The organism is Nitrosomonas mobilis (assembly GCF_900103035.1).
Taxonomy (GTDB): Bacteria; Pseudomonadota; Gammaproteobacteria; order Burkholderiales; family Nitrosomonadaceae; genus Nitrosomonas; species Nitrosomonas mobilis.
The window spans coordinates 1-14,602 of sequence record NZ_FMWO01000069.1 but is presented as its reverse complement, the minus strand read 5'-3'; the positions used below and the strand labels follow the sequence as shown (position 1 = coordinate 14,602).

Below are 14,602 nucleotides of genomic sequence, written 5' to 3'. Positions count from 1 at the left end.
AAATCAAAACGGCGATTGAAGCGATAGGAGAATTCTGCAAGATAGCGCTGTGCATACTTGGCGTGATTGAATGCATGGTAGGTTCCGCTGAAGGCAGTCTTGAGATTGCCAAGAAGCGTATTGACCCAGCGAAACTCGGCACGCTGCACAGCAGATTTGCCACTTCCCACAATATGGCGCTCATGCTGCGCGGCTGTATGCGTAACCGCCCCGAAACACCCCAAACCATCAGATACGACTCGTGCAGTAGATGACAGACATTCAGCCGACCACTGTTTGAGCGCTTCATATGTAAAACCCGCTACGGGAGTCAAGCGTATATAAAGTGGCTTCCCCTCGCTGTTTGTTTGTATTGCCGCTACAAATGGCGTCTTACTTGCCGCGCCCCGCCCGCGCTTTCCCGGCCTTTCACCTCCCAGATAAGCATCGTCAACCTCCACGCGTCCATCCAGACGGCGTTGCTCTTCGCGCAGCAGCATGGTCTGTAACAGCTTATGCTTGATCGACCATGCCGTTTTGTAACTTACCCCCAGCTGACGTTTGAGTTCCAATGCACTGACCGCATTCTTGCTTTGCGTCATCAAGTAAATGGCCAGAAACCAGGTTCTTAGCGGTAATTTAGTATTTTCAAACACGGTGCCGACAATTGAAGAACATTGGTAGCCACAATCCAGGCATTCCCATAGCTTGCGGCCGTTATGGGTACAGGAATATCGCTCCCCATCGCAGCGCAGGCATCTCCAGCCATGTGGCCACCTCGCAGCAAACAATGCTGCTTCACATTGTGCTTCCGTGCCATATTGATGCAGAAATTCATGCAGTGACAGGCCTGCCTGAAACTGAATTTTATTCATCGCCATTGCCATCCTCCTCTGATTTTGCTACGTTTCTTCGCAATTTGTAGATTTTACAAGATTTCTGAGAGAAGTAACTAATCAGGAAAATAAAACCAATAAAATTGAGGATTTACAATGAAAGCAGCCATGGTACAAGCTACAAAAATGGCTGTTTTTTTTTCTGGTGTCGGCAGCGATTGCTGGTTGTGCATCATCCAATATGGCAGCGTCTCGGCACGGTTGGCAAGTTCAACTAGTTTTTTGAAGGCTGTCCGCATATCGGTGATGGTATGGCATTTGGCTACGGAAAAAATGACCGATCGGTTCATGCAGTTATCGGTAAGGGATCGTCTGAACAGAGCGTAATCTATAATCTGTATAGTAACGATTGCGGTAAACGCTGGGTGAAACCAGTAAGAATGGGAGATGACACCGGGTTGCATGGTGACGTCGCTGTTAACGCCAATGGTCGGTTGGTGGTGATGATATGGGGTGTCATTGCCGATGACGGTTTGGCAATCATTGCAGCAGAACAGCTGCGTAATGGAAAGTTTACCGAACCAGTCAAGCTTTTCGCGCCGGGTGTCAGGGCTGCATTTCCACGGAAATCGTGGTAATTACCACTGATCCTTTTCTGGACAAGCAGGCCGTTTGGCAGCCCTTGGCCTAGCACGATCTGCAGTTAGTCGATACTAGGTATTTAGCGAATATTTTCCCGAGATTATTTACTGCGACGTGGACAAAAGCTGGCGCGGCGAATTGCCGCTGACCTTTTTCATTGACGCAAAGGGAAAACAGCACAAACAGCTTGGTATCGTCAACGAGGAAATCCTGCGCGCCTGGTTTGAGCGGCCGGAGCTCTGAGGCATACGGCACGTCATCAAAAATTCATGAAGAGCTGTACGGCCAGGATATGCTGCATGCGGTCAGGCCGGGGGTTATCTTTAGTATTGATAAACTGGTTCAGGTAACCGAGTTCAAAAACTGTGTGCTGATCAAGCCGATATGAAACACCGGCAAATCCGCGGTTGATGGCGAATCCGCTTCGTAAACCGGAATCAGTATTATTCATATTAAGAAAAATCTCGTCATAAAATGCCAGACCAAAGGCGGGGGAAATTGCTGGCAACGGGATCGCAAGTTTTACAAGGTGACGGAAACGATAGGCAACGTCATCCGATCCGGAAATGCCACTGAAAAAACGTTGTTCGAAGCGGGTACGGTTGCTCAAGGTGCCAAACGCAAACTTATCACTCCGTAGTAATTGTTGCCAGATACGGTGCTCGTCAAACGCTTTTCTGGCAGCAAAAGGCCGACTGGTTGGTACCCACGCATGGCCGAGCCAGATGCTGGTTTTGTCATTCAGCGCATAACCGAGAGCGTTACGCACCATGCCTTGGGAGAAGCGCGAAGTATCATTGCCAAACCTGCCTTGCCCTTCTATCCAGAATTTGAAATTTTTCCATTCCGGATTGATGGCACCCAAGCTACCAGTTGCGACGAAAACGCCCCAAGTTTGAAAATCTTCTTCAATATTTTCGGCCGTAGCAGGAGTGCCTAGCAAACCAAGTACAATCAAAGTCAGCGAATATTTTGCTAATTTCAGCATGATGATTATTTTTCTGTAAAAGATAAGTCGAATTAATAAATGGGGCAATTTTGATCTTTCATGATAATTATGACAGATTATAGCATTGACTTTGTGAGGTTTTTATGTGGTTCGGACGTAATAACCAGAAAATGGCGGGTATCCATTCGTTGTGGATATAATGACCATCCCATCTGTTGTCAGATTGGTAGTTATTGCCAATACAATCAGTGGGTTTTCTCCATTTTCAATTTGGTCCACTTTAGAACTCCGGGAGCTTCCATCACTTGAACCTGCTTAAGGCACTCGCCACAGTCAGTAGTATGACGCTGCTGTCGCGTATTCTCGGATTTATACGCGACTTGCTGATTGCCCGACTGTTTGGTGCAGGCATGGCGGCAGATGCTTTTTTTGTCGCTTTCCGTATCCCGAATTTGTTGCGACGCCTGTTTGCTGAGGGTGCGTTTTCCCAGGCATTTGTCCCCATCCTGTCAGAGTACAAGAATACTCGATCCAGCGAAGCTACCCGGGAATTGATCGATCAAGTGGCAACCCTGCTGGTGATCTCTTTATTTGCGGTTACGTTACTAGGGATACTGGCCGCGCCCTTCATTATCTATATCAGTGCGCCGGGGTTTGCAGCGGATGCAGATAAATTTTTACTGACAGTGGAATTACTCCGGATTACTTTTCCTTATATTCTGTTTATTTCACTGGTGGCGCTGGCAGGCGGTATTCTCAATACCTATAGTTACTTTTCGGTCCCGGCGTTCACACCAGTACTGCTCAATCTGTCTTTCATCACCTGTGCTCTCTGGCTTGCACCATTGATAGATCCCCCGGTAATGGCTCTTGCCTGGGCAGTGTTCATCGGCGGCGGACTGCAGTTGGCGTTTCAGATTCCTTTCCTGATGCGTCTGAAAAAAATGCCGCGTCTGCGTCGTTTCAGATTTCGGCAAAGTGGTGCCTGGCGTGTGCTGACTCTGATGGGACCGGCGGTATTCGGAGTCTCTGTCGGGCAGATCAGCATGTTGCTTAATACCATTTTTGCTTCTCTGCTGGTGACGGGCAGCGTTTCATGGCTGTATTACGCAGATCGGTTGATGGAGTTTCCGGCGGGGCTGCTCGGTGTAGCGTTGGGAACCGTGATACTACCCTCGCTTTCCCGACACTATGCGCAAAATGGGACTGAGGAGTTTTCCCGCCTGCTTGATTGGGGACTGCGGTTGACCTTTTTGCTGACGTTGCCCGCAGCGGTTGCATTGGCAGTATTATCTACGCCGCTGATCACGACACTTTTCTATTACGGTGCATTTACTGAACAAGATGTTTGGATGACGAGGGAAGCGCTGATCGCCTATAGTTTTGGGTTACTTGGTCTGATTCTGGTCAAGGTGCTGGCGCCGGGTTTCTACGCACGCCAGAATATCAAAACACCGGTAAAAATCGCTGTTATCACGTTTGCCGCCACACAGCTGATGAATCTGGCATTCATCCTGCCGCTGCAGCATACCGGGCTGGCACTTGCTGTCGGTCTGGGCGCATGCCTTAATGCGAGCCTTTTATATTACAAACTGCGTTCCCATCATATTTATCAACCGCAACCTGGCTGGATACTTTTTTTGTTTAAGATTGTACTGGCCGTTGTGCTAATGGGGATTGGGGTAGCACTTGCTGCTGGTAATGGTGCCGAATGGCTTGCTGCAACCGCAGCCGAACGTACAACCAAACTCGGCTGGATCGTTTTGCTGGGTGGTGGGATTTACGGGGGCTGCTTGTGGCTGCTGGGTTTTCGCTTGCGGGATTTTTCTCGGCAGCAGAGTAACGATTAAATCAGTATCAGTTAGAGGCGCCTTGGAGCCAGAGATTTCAGTCCGCCCCATTGAGCTTCCATTGCTATTCCTCATAATTACGATAGTTTATTTCTTTCAGGACTGTGAAGGTTTTTTTGAAAGTTTTCGCTGCAGGGTTCGGCGGTGCATATTCAGCACTCTGGCAGTAACCGAAACATTGTTGTCATTTTCCGCAAGAATCCGGTGGATATATTCCCATTCCAGTCGTTCCACTGATATCGGATTAACGCTGATGGGGGTTTGTGCGTCTCCGTTGATACGCTCGAATGCTGACATGATGTTATCCGCATCAACGGGCTTTGCCAGATAATGGATAGCGCCGAGTTTGATTGCCTCAACCGCAGTTGCAATGCTGGCATAGCCGGTTAGTACGACGATACGGGTTCCAGGGTCAATTTCCTTGAATTTCTTGACCAGTACCAACCCAGACTCATTCTCGAGTTTGAGATCAATTACCGCGAATTCGGGTGTCATTGATTCTGCTAATGCAAGTGCAGAATCAATGGTGTGCGCGGTTACCACATCAAACCCTCGTTTTTTCATCGCTTTTGCCAACACATCACAGAAGACAATATCATCATCGACGATGAGTAAATTGGGTTTATCAGTATCATTCATGGTTTGCTCCTGTGGTGGTGGTCAAGACGGAATCGGTGGGTGACCAGACTGCATGATGGGTAGGGTGACATGCGTGCATGCTCCGCCTTCGGAGCGGTTAAACAGGCGCACGCTTCCGCCGAAGCGCTCAATATTGGTATTCGCCAGAAAAAGTCCTATCCCGAACCCTTTTCCTGGTCCTTTACTGGTAAAAAAGGCTTCACCAGCGCGTTCCATCGCTTCAGCATTCAATCCTTCGCCATCATCGAGTATTTCAAGATGAAGTAGATCATGGTCCCAATTGCTGTTGATATTAATCTGATCGACCGAGGCATCAGCTGCATTATTGAGTAAATTGAGGATGGATTGACTCAATAGTTGATTATTCATAATCAGAGGGGCAGGTTGTACTCCTTTGCACTGATAGGTAAATTTGACTGATGGACGGATCAATTGCCATTTATCAATCACTTTTTTTAAAAATAGATCAACTGGCTCTCCATTACCTTCTTCTGCACGCGCTTGCCCGGCATTGGCAAGCAGTTGTGTCAGTGTTTGTTTGCAAAGCTCGATCTGGTCTCGCAGAATCTGCATGTTATGCTGAAATTCACTGTCATCCGGATAATCCTGCTTAAGTTCATGCGCGATGATAGCCATGGTGGATAACGGTGTGCCCAATTCATGAGCAGCGCCCGCCGCCAGCGTACCCAGGGCGACAATCTGCTCATTCTGCAGGGATTGCTCACGTGATCTTGCCAGTTCTTTATCGCGATCACGGATAGAAGTACTCATTTTCGCGATAAACCCAGTAATTAACAATGTGCTGAGTACAAATGTCAACCACATGCCTGCGACGTGCAGATTGAATTCAAACATATGGCGACTGTGGTCATCGGTGTGATTGTGCGGCAATGGAATATAGTAGAACAGCAGCAAGGTATAACAAGTAATAGAGGCGGCCGCCATAATCCAAGTGTAATGCCAGGGTAGTACAGTAGCCGCAATGATTAATGGAATCAGATAAAGGGAAACGAAAGGATTGGTTGAACCACCACTGAAATAGAGTAGTACAGTCAACGCACTGATATCAATCAATAATTGAAAGAAGAACTCAGGATTAGTCGCTGGCCAATGATACCGTAACCGGACAAGTGTCAGGAAATTGATTACCAGCAATATACTGATAGTGATGATGATATTTTGCCAGGGTAAATCAAGCTCAATCAAATGATAAACCAGACTGAAAATGATAATCTGGGCAGAAATAGCGATATTTCGCAATAGAAACAGGCGGTACAGATTATTGCTGAGCGGGGTTTGGTGCAGAGTGCTGAGAATACCCATGAGGTTAATTAGTCGAACGAATGGCAGAGGAATGAACTGATTATGCGCGTTACGATAGCGCAAAATCACGGTAAAAACCATGTGACATAATGTCGCAGCTACAGTAATAGTGGAAGTCGAGTTGTTTATATATCTTTCCTGCGTCAGGGTGGGTAACAAGGAATTATTTTGCTCTGGCAGGTCCTGAAGATAATGAAAACCTGGAAATCAGTTTTGCCCCCATGCTTAACACTCAGTATTTTCTGAGTAATGATTAAGCTATTCGCTCGCTTTTGTCGTTAGCAAGCTTAAAGCAGCCAATCTGGTTAGTGGTGATGACAGGGATATTCTTGTTCATTCGTGATGGTGTTCCGTGGATTATGTTGAGGCGTTTGGTCGCATTGCCTCATAGAAAAAGGTAACCGAAGGTTCTAGCAGAGTTTAGTTCTGCGAGCAATTTCTTAAATTTGTACTAATGACCAAATGTCTCCACTGTAATTTGCTTGTAAGCCGTCCCTGATTTCTACAGACATTCCTCGCTGCAAAAATATTTAATGAAATACATAAACTTACTTCATGGCCACTATCTATCAACTTAAACGTCATTTCCAGAATCTACTCCGACCACTTGTAAAGTATTTGGCAGGCCGTGGCGTGACGGCCAATCAAGTGACACTTGCCGCGATGGGGTTATCGATCGTAACGGGAGTTTTGCTGGTAATTTTCACGGCAATTGCGTGGCTGTGGCTATTGATACCCCTGGTGTTGCTGGTACGCATGGCGCTCAATGCCATTGACGGGATGCTGGCGCGTGAGCACGACATGCAGTCGTCGCTCGGCGCCATCCTGAACGAGCTCGGGGATGTGATATCCGATGTGGCGCTCTATCTGCCGTTTGCCCTGCTGGATGAGCGCGGGTTGTGGCTGGTAGTGGTAATTTGTCTGCTAGCCATAATCAGTGAAATGATGGGAGTGGTGGCAGTACAGATTGGCGCGAGCCGCTGCTATGATGGGCCGATGGGTAAAAGTGACCGTGCGTTTGTGTTTGGTGCGGTTGGTTTGTTGGTTGGAATAGAAATGGTTACTACGGGATGGCTGCTTGCGGTGTGGGTTGTGATAGTGGTGTTGCTTAGTTTGACGATCGTCAATCGAGCACGTTCCGCACTCAAAGAGTGCAGGGGGCCTGCCAGTGAATGACAATCCGGTATTGCTTGCTGCAGTCGGTGGCTTGTGGGGATTGCTGTTCGTGGCAAGTCTGCTGGTATTCGCGCTGGTTCGGTTAAAACCAGATAGAGATTATGCCGAATTGATCGCACGCACACAGAGCTGGTGGGTCATGATTGGTGCCTTCTCGGTTATGCTGCTGGCCAGCCGCAATGTGGCGCTGATATTTCTGGCAATTGTCAGTTTTCTGGCACTCAAGGAATATTTCTCGCGCATTCCAACACGTCGGGCAGATCGGAGAGTGCTGTTCTGGGCCTATCTGGCGATTCCCTTGCAGTATTATTGGATCAGCGGTAACTGGTATGGCATGTTCATCATTTTCATTCCGGTTTATATGTTCCTATTCATTGCGCTGCGTATGATTATTGCGCAGAAAACGGATGGGTTTCTACAGGCGGCAGCAACTATTCATTGGGGGATGATGACCTGCATTTTTTCGATCAGCCATGCTGCCTATCTGCTGATGTTGCCGGATACCGGTACCTGGGGTGCGACCGGCGGGGCAGGGCTGCTGTTTTATCTGGTATTTTTGACGCAATTCAACGACGTCGGGCAATATGTCTGGGGAAAAATGTTCGGTAGACACAAGGTGTTGCCGATCGTGAGCCCGAACAAAACCTGGGAAGGGCTGGTGGGTGGAGTAGCGACCACGGTACTTTTTGCGGCGTTGCTCGCACCGTATCTGACGCCATTCAATTTTACGCATGCGATCATGACTGGCGCCTTGATCGGTCTGTTTGGCTTTATCGGTGATGTATCGATCTCGGCAATCAAACGGGACCTGGGTATCAAGGATTTCAGCAGCCTGATTCCCGGCCATGGCGGGGTGCTTGACCGGGTCGACAGCCTCACTTTTACTGTGCCGCTGTTCTTTCATTTCATGCACTATTTCTATTATTGACCGATGCCGATACCCAATCACGTTTTACGATTCCTGTTTTTCCTGTTGGTACGTGTACTCGTAATTTTTATGCTGGGGTTAAATATCAAGCGGCGTAATCTTCTGCCGAAGGATGGTCCGGCTATTGTGATCGCCAATCACAATAGCCATCTCGACACCCTGGTTTTGATATCCCTTTTTCCACTGAAACTGCTGCCGCGAATACGGCCGATAGCTGCGGCAGATTATTTTCTGCGTAATCCGGTTTTCGCCTGGTTTTCAACCAGAGTGATTGGCATCATTCCCATTCAACGCGGCAGCGCGCAAAAGGGATTTGATCCATTGGCACCCTGTTATGAGGCGCTTGATCAGGACATGATCCTGGTGCTGTTCCCTGAAGGGTCGCGTGGCGAGCCGGAAAGGCTGTCAAGGTTCAAAAAAGGTGTGGCGTGGCTGGTCGAGCGCTATCCCACTGTACCAGTCACGCCGGTGCTGCTCTATGGACTGGGTAAGGCACTGCCGAAAAATGACTTTGTACTGGTACCCTTCTTTTGCGATGTGTTAGTTGGTGAAAACATGTATTTTAATGCCGACAAGCATCAATTCATGGCATTACTTACAGACCGGTTTGCACAACTGACAGATGAGGGCCATTTCCCGGATTGGGAGTGATATCCTATGTAGTCGCACTTGTTTGTCTGTTCATTGAAATACACTCACTCGTTTTGTCATGCTTTTTAATCTTCCCAATACCCTGACCTGGCTACGCATTCTCGCAATTCCGTTGTTTGTCGGGATATTCTATGTCCCCGTGGAGTGGCTGTCACCTAGCGAACAGAATCTCGCTGCCACCATTATTTTTGTTGGTGCCGCTTTAACAGACTGGCTCGATGGTTATCTGGCGCGGGTACTTAACCAGACTTCTGCTTTTGGCGCTTTTCTTGATCCCGTTGCCGATAAGCTGATGGTAGCGGCAGCGCTGATCGTGCTGGTCTATCTGGCGCGACTGGATGCACCGATCGCACTCATCATCATTGGTCGTGAAATTACAATTTCGGCGTTACGCGAATGGATGGCCAAAATTGGTAAGTCGAAAAGTGTAGCCGTCTCTTTTCTTGGCAAGATCAAAACTGTATCGCAAATGGTGGCCATTCCGTTGCTGCTTTTCCATGATCCGGTTGGCAACATGTTCGATGCTTTTGTCGTGGGTACCTGGTTGATTTATCTGGCAGCAATTTTGACATTATGGTCGATGTTCTACTATCTGAAAGCGGCTATGCCACACGTTATCCATCATTAGTAATCAATCCGAGTGCAGAGTATATGCTACCTCAGATTAATCCATTGCCGATCGATTGCAACTTGAGTTCAGGAAAATGGTCACATAATCTCTGGTTTAATACAGGAAGCCATCATGCAACGACGAAAATTTTTGAAAAATGCGACAGTGTGGATGACCATGCCTATCTTTTCTGCCTGTTTCCGTCAAACTGAATTCGAGGTACAACCGATCATGGATACCGTTACTGTAACCCCTCTTAACAAACCTCATAAGGAATGGCGGGCATTACTCACTCCAGAGGCTTACCAGGTACTATTTAAAGAAGATACTGAAGCTTCCGGCAGCAGTGCGCTTAATGATGAAACCCGCGATGGAGTGTATTTGTGCGCGGCCTGCTATTTGCCGCTGTTTGAGAGTAAATTCAAATATTCCAGTGGCACCGGATGGCCCAGTTTTACTCAGCCGATCGCAGGGCATATCGCGACCAAGCGCGACTACAAACTGATCATGCCACGCACCGAATATCACTGTGCCCGCTGTGGCGGCCATCAGGGACATGTGTTCAGTGACGGCCCGCCACCACTTGGACAGCGCTGGTGTAATAATGGTCTCGCGCTCAAATTTGTACCACAAGGGGAGTCGACCCCGGAGCTCCGGGGCTGACGAGCATGAAAAACCAATTGGTATTTTTCGTTTTGGCCATTACCAGTCTTCTGGCAGGTATCAGCGCTTATGCCGATACTGATAAGGTGCCTAAAGAGAGTACGAACATATCCAGACAGGCGTTTGCTATTTTTGCTGGTGGCTGTTTCTGGTGTGTAGAATCTGATTTCGATAAGGTGTATGGCGTGACCGCTACGATTTCTGGCTATATCGGCGGCAAAACCGCGAATCCGACCTATGAGCAGGTCAGTCGGGGACGAACCGGGCATATCGAAGCAGTCAAAGTCTACTATGATCCAGCTAAAACCAATTATGCGCGTCTATTGGCGGCTTTCTGGCCGATGATCGATCCCCTTACCAGAAATGGGCAGTTCTGCGACATGGGTAGCCAATACCGGTCTGCTATTTTTTATACAGATGAAGAGCAACGCCAGCAGGCACAGATATCCCTGGCTGCACTGGAGAACTCAGGTCGATTCGATCAGCCGATTGTAACCGAATTGCTGCCTGCCACTGAGTTCTATCCTGCTGAAGAATACCATCAAGATTATTATTTGAAGAATCCACTGCGTTATCAGTTTTACCGTAGCCGCTGCGGTAGGGATAAACGGCTGGCTGAATTGTGGCCGCAGTAAAAATAGTCAATCACTCTCTACGATATAGACACAAAGTCCGACTTTATACGATTTCCATTACTACAGCTGGATTATATAGAGTCTGCCAGAAAATCCCATTTTTTACGAAAGATCTGCCTGTTTTTTAAGCAGTGCGAATAAAATACCGCACAATGACAAACGTAAAAAATTCTGGTCACATTTTTTCGGAAAATATTACAAAAAGCGGATTTTTTATCTGACGCCAGGCGCTATCTCGCTCTCCAGCAACACAAATATCTGCTCATGCAGTGCTTCATTCGGGTACAGGTGCTGCAAGCCTCTCAGCGCCTTCGGAATGTCGTCCCGCGATTGTGAGTTGAACTGGATTTGGACGATGCCAATTTCGCCTAATCGTATCCGTTATAATAACGTTTTGTGAAGGATCGTTACCATGCGACTGCTCCAGAAAGCACTGACATTCGACGATGTCCTGCTGGTTCCCGCTCATTCCGAAGTTTTACCAAAAGATGTCAAGCTTGTCACAAAACTGACACGTGAGCTGACCATTAACATTCCGGTTGTTTCTGCCGCGATGGATACCGTGACGGAAGCGCCACTTGCCATCGCCATCGCCCAGGTAGGGGGAATCGGCATCATCCACAAAAACATGCCGATTGAAGTACAGGCTGCACAGGTCGCGCAGGTTAAACGTTTTGAAAGCGGTGTAGTAAAAGACCCGATTGTCATTTCACCGGATATGACGGTACGCAAGGTGTTGGAGCTGACCCGGCAGCATAATATTTCCGGACTGCCGGTAGTTCAAGGTAAAAAAGTGGTTGGCATTGTCACCAACCGGGATTTTCGTTTTGAAACCAATCTTGATCAACCGATCCGCAATATCATGACACCCAGAAAAAAACTGGTAACGGTACGTGAAGGTGTGTCTCAGGCCGATGCACTGGCGCTGTTGCACAAACACCGGCTGGAAAAACTACTGGTTGTGGATGACAATTTCGAATTGCGTGGATTGATTACCGTTAAGGATATTACCAAAACCACCGAGCATCCTAATGCCAACACTGACAGCCTGGAGCGCCTGTGTGTCGGTGCAGCGATTGGCGTTGGAGAGGGCAGCGATGAACGTGCGGAAGCGCTGATCGAAGCCGGAGTAGATGTGATTATCGTCGATACCGCGCACGGGCATTCCCAAGGCGTGCTGGACCGTGTTCAATGGGTTAAGAAACACTTCCCGCAGATTCAGGTAATTGCAGGCAACATTGCTACCGCAGATGCGGCGCGGGCACTGGTGGAACATGGTGCGGATGCAGTCAAGGTCGGAATTGGCCCCGGATCGATCTGCACCACCCGAATCGTTGCCGGAGTTGGGGTTCCACAAATTTCTGCCATTGATAATGTGGCCAAGGCATTGCTGGGGACAGGCGTGCCAATCATAGCCGATGGCGGGATTCGCTATTCCGGGGATATCGCCAAGGCCATTGCGGCAGGCGCCGATACGGTGATGCTGGGCGGGTTACTGGCCGGTACCGAGGAATCTCCTGGTGAGGTTGAACTGCTGAAGGGCAGGGCGTATAAAAGTTATCGTGGAATGGGATCATTGTCGGCCATGCAGCAGGGATCCAGTGATCGCTACTTTCAAGAAGCTGAACGCAACAAAAATGAGAAGCTGGTGCCGGAAGGCGTGGAAGGACGGGTTCCCTACAAAGGTACACTGGCCAATGTTATTCACCAATTGATGGGGGGAGTACGTTCGAGTATGGGCTATCTCGGTTGCAGCACTATTAAGGATATGCACAACAAGGCTGAATTTATCGAAATTACTTCTGCAGGTATACGTGAATCACATGTTCATGATGTACAGATTACCAAGGAAGCACCCAATTATCATGTTGAGTAGGTAGCCGACCATGCATTCAACTGTACTCATTCTGGATTTTGGTTCCCAATATACGCAGCTTATTGCTCGCCGTATTCGTGCAACTAACGTTTATTGTGAAATTCACCCATTTGATGTCGATCCGCAAATTATTCAGGATATGGCGCCCATTGGCATCATCCTCTCCGGCGGACCTGCTTCCGCCTTTACGGAAAACGCCCCTCGCGCACCACAAATCGTATTTGAGCTGGGTGTACCAGTGCTGGGTATTTGCTATGGTATGCAGGCGATGGCCGATCAATTGAATGGCAAGGTTGCCAATGCGCTTGCACGTGAATTTGGCTACGCCGAATTAATGGTCGAGCCCTGCAGGCTGTTTGAGAACATACAGGATCGCGTGAATGCCGGAGGCCAGAAGATTCTCGATGTCTGGATGAGCCATGGCGACCGGGTCGATGCGCTACCACCAGGATTCAGCATTATCGCTCACAATGCAGCTACCCCGATTGCTGCGATGGCAGACGAGTCGCGCCAGTTTTATGGCTTGCAGTTTCACCCCGAAGTGACGCATACCCTGCAGGGATGCGCCATTCTGGATCGATTCGTACACGACATCTGTCAGGCAGGTAGCGACTGGAATATGCCGAATTATATCGATGAGGCAATTGGGCGTATTCGTGCCCGTGTCGGAAACGAACGGGTTATCCTCGGACTGTCGGGTGGAGTGGATTCCTCGGTTGCGGCAGCACTGATCCACCGTGCTATTGGTGATCAGCTAACTTGTGTGTTTGTTGATAACGGCCTATTGAGACAACATGAAGCCAAGCAGGTAATGGAGACATTCAGCCGTAATCTTGCGGTGAATGTGATCCATATCGATGCACGTCGTCAATTTCTGGAACGTTTACAAGGTACTTCTGATCCGGAACAGAAGCGGCGCATCATTGGCCGGGAGTTTGTGGAAATATTTCAACAGGAAGCTGCCAGGATTGATGACGCCAAATGGTTGGCACAAGGAACCATCTATCCTGACGTCATCGAATCGGCTGGAAGCAAAACGCAAAAAGCCCGCACCATCAAGTCGCATCATAACGTTGGCGGCCTGCCCGATACACTGCACCTGGAGCTGCTGGAACCACTGCGCGAACTGTTCAAGGACGAAGTGCGGGAACTTGGTCTAGCGCTGGGTTTGCCACGAGACCTGGTGTTTCGTCACCCCTTTCCCGGACCGGGTCTGGGTGTGCGGATACTGGGTGAGGTTAAATACGAATACGCAGAATTACTCCGCCAGGCAGATGCCATTTTCATTGAAGAACTCAAGTATTCCGGCTGGTATGAAAAAACTGCCCAGGCATTTGCTGTTTTTCTGCCAGTTAAATCAGTCGGTGTCATGGGAGATAGCCGCAGTTATGAGTATGTCATCGCGTTACGTGCCGTACAGACCGAAGACTACATGACCGCGCACTGGGCAGAATTACCCTACACCTTGCTTGCTAAAATCTCCAACCGCATCATCAATGAAGTGCGGGGCATCAACCGAGTCGTTTACGATATTTCAGGCAAACCACCAGCAACCATCGAGTGGGAGTGATTCGAGATCTGGCAGTGCCAGGTCGCGCTCTAAACGGCTTCCGAGTACTTTGAACAAAAGCAAGTCTCAATAGCCTGAACAGATCAGGTCAGTGATATTGCATTAATGACTCCATACCTGAAGGACTACGTAACAGAATTCAATTTCCTGTTTCATCAAATCTACAAATGTGCCCGTGCACAAATTGAATGTGATGAGAACCATGGCTGTTACTACAACTTTGAGAGGGATGCGCAACTTCATGGAATTTTTGGAGACTTGTGGTCAAGCACAAG

General features: G+C 48.5%; 16 protein-coding genes and 1 pseudogene. 12 read left to right on the top strand and 5 right to left on the bottom strand.

The genetic code is table 11. The annotated features are described in order from the left end of the window. A partial coding sequence (locus NSMM_RS11625; RefSeq protein WP_090283480.1) for an IS1595 family transposase occupies positions 1-860 on the bottom strand: 860 nt, incomplete at its 3' end. Positions 861-971: 111 nt separating this feature from the next. Here NSMM_RS11625 and NSMM_RS16190 point away from each other — a divergent pair. The 3 genes from NSMM_RS16190 (at position 972) to NSMM_RS16795 (ending at position 1,700) form a co-directional block, all read left to right on the top strand. Continuing rightward, on the top strand, positions 972-1,202 hold the full coding sequence (locus tag NSMM_RS16190; RefSeq protein ID WP_218121108.1) for a hypothetical protein: 231 nt from the start codon (positions 972-974) through the stop codon (positions 1,200-1,202). Between the two features lie 38 nt (positions 1,203-1,240). Next, positions 1,241-1,453, top strand: coding sequence for a hypothetical protein (locus tag NSMM_RS11615; protein ID WP_218121107.1), 213 nt, complete (start codon positions 1,241-1,243; stop codon positions 1,451-1,453). Positions 1,454-1,571: 118 nt separating this feature from the next. Further along, positions 1,572-1,700, top strand: coding sequence for a hypothetical protein (locus NSMM_RS16795; RefSeq protein WP_281200912.1), 129 nt, complete (start codon positions 1,572-1,574; stop codon positions 1,698-1,700). A gap of 16 nt (positions 1,701-1,716) precedes the next feature. Here NSMM_RS16795 and NSMM_RS11610 read toward each other — a convergent pair whose 3' ends face one another. Then, positions 1,717-2,445 (bottom strand): DUF2490 domain-containing protein, encoded by a 729-nt coding sequence (locus NSMM_RS11610; RefSeq protein WP_090287610.1) that lies wholly within the window; start codon positions 2,443-2,445, stop codon positions 1,717-1,719. A 266-nt stretch (positions 2,446-2,711) separates the two neighbouring features. On the opposite strand from NSMM_RS11610, the gene murJ reads away from it, so the two are divergent. After that, a complete protein-coding gene (gene murJ, locus NSMM_RS11605; RefSeq protein WP_090287608.1) occupies positions 2,712-4,256 on the top strand; it encodes a murein biosynthesis integral membrane protein MurJ in 1,545 nt (514 codons plus the stop codon). Between the two features lie 96 nt (positions 4,257-4,352). Here murJ and NSMM_RS11600 read toward each other — a convergent pair whose 3' ends face one another. Beyond that, on the bottom strand, positions 4,353-4,895 hold the full coding sequence (locus NSMM_RS11600) for a response regulator transcription factor (protein WP_090287607.1): 543 nt from the start codon (positions 4,893-4,895) through the stop codon (positions 4,353-4,355). Between the two features lie 21 nt (positions 4,896-4,916). Next, on the bottom strand, positions 4,917-6,287 hold the full coding sequence (locus tag NSMM_RS11595; RefSeq protein WP_245654786.1) for an ATP-binding protein: 1,371 nt from the start codon (positions 6,285-6,287) through the stop codon (positions 4,917-4,919). A 486-nt stretch (positions 6,288-6,773) separates the two neighbouring features. On the opposite strand from NSMM_RS11595, the gene NSMM_RS11590 reads away from it, so the two are divergent. The 6 genes from NSMM_RS11590 to msrA all read left to right on the top strand — a co-directional run bounded on the left by NSMM_RS11590 (position 6,774) and on the right by msrA (position 10,881). Then, complete coding sequence (locus NSMM_RS11590) at positions 6,774-7,394, top strand: CDP-alcohol phosphatidyltransferase family protein (protein ID WP_090287605.1); 621 nt, start codon at positions 6,774-6,776, stop codon at positions 7,392-7,394. Next, entirely contained in the window at positions 7,387-8,322 is a 936-nt protein-coding gene (locus tag NSMM_RS11585; protein ID WP_245654785.1) for a phosphatidate cytidylyltransferase, read from the top strand. Before NSMM_RS11590 ends, NSMM_RS11585 begins: the two co-directional genes overlap by 8 nt. Before the next feature lie 3 nt (positions 8,323-8,325). Further along, on the top strand, positions 8,326-8,973 hold the full coding sequence (locus NSMM_RS11580; RefSeq protein WP_090287602.1) for a lysophospholipid acyltransferase family protein: 648 nt from the start codon (positions 8,326-8,328) through the stop codon (positions 8,971-8,973). A gap of 58 nt (positions 8,974-9,031) precedes the next feature. Beyond that, complete coding sequence (gene pgsA, locus NSMM_RS11575) at positions 9,032-9,601, top strand: CDP-diacylglycerol--glycerol-3-phosphate 3-phosphatidyltransferase (protein WP_090287600.1); 570 nt, start codon at positions 9,032-9,034, stop codon at positions 9,599-9,601. Between the two features lie 114 nt (positions 9,602-9,715). Then, a complete protein-coding gene (gene msrB / locus NSMM_RS11570; protein WP_090287598.1) occupies positions 9,716-10,246 on the top strand; it encodes a peptide-methionine (R)-S-oxide reductase MsrB in 531 nt (176 codons plus the stop codon). A gap of 5 nt (positions 10,247-10,251) precedes the next feature. Continuing rightward, positions 10,252-10,881: a peptide-methionine (S)-S-oxide reductase MsrA gene (msrA, locus tag NSMM_RS11565; protein WP_090287596.1), complete on the top strand. Its 630-nt coding sequence runs from the start codon at positions 10,252-10,254 to the stop codon at positions 10,879-10,881. Positions 10,882-11,100: 219 nt separating this feature from the next. On the opposite strand, the pseudogene NSMM_RS16575 reads toward msrA, so the two are convergent. Then, positions 11,101-11,259, bottom strand: a pseudogene (locus NSMM_RS16575) (ISNCY family transposase); the annotation flags it as partial. 34 nt (positions 11,260-11,293) lie between these two features. On the opposite strand from NSMM_RS16575, the gene guaB reads away from it, so the two are divergent. Together guaB and guaA are read left to right on the top strand one after the other, a co-directional pair. Further along, positions 11,294-12,757, top strand: coding sequence for an IMP dehydrogenase (guaB, locus tag NSMM_RS11560; protein WP_090287060.1), 1,464 nt, complete (start codon positions 11,294-11,296; stop codon positions 12,755-12,757). Positions 12,758-12,767: 10 nt separating this feature from the next. After that, entirely contained in the window at positions 12,768-14,327 is a 1,560-nt protein-coding gene (gene guaA, locus NSMM_RS11555; RefSeq protein WP_090287058.1) for a glutamine-hydrolyzing GMP synthase, read from the top strand. The last annotated feature ends 275 nt before the right edge of the window (positions 14,328-14,602 follow it).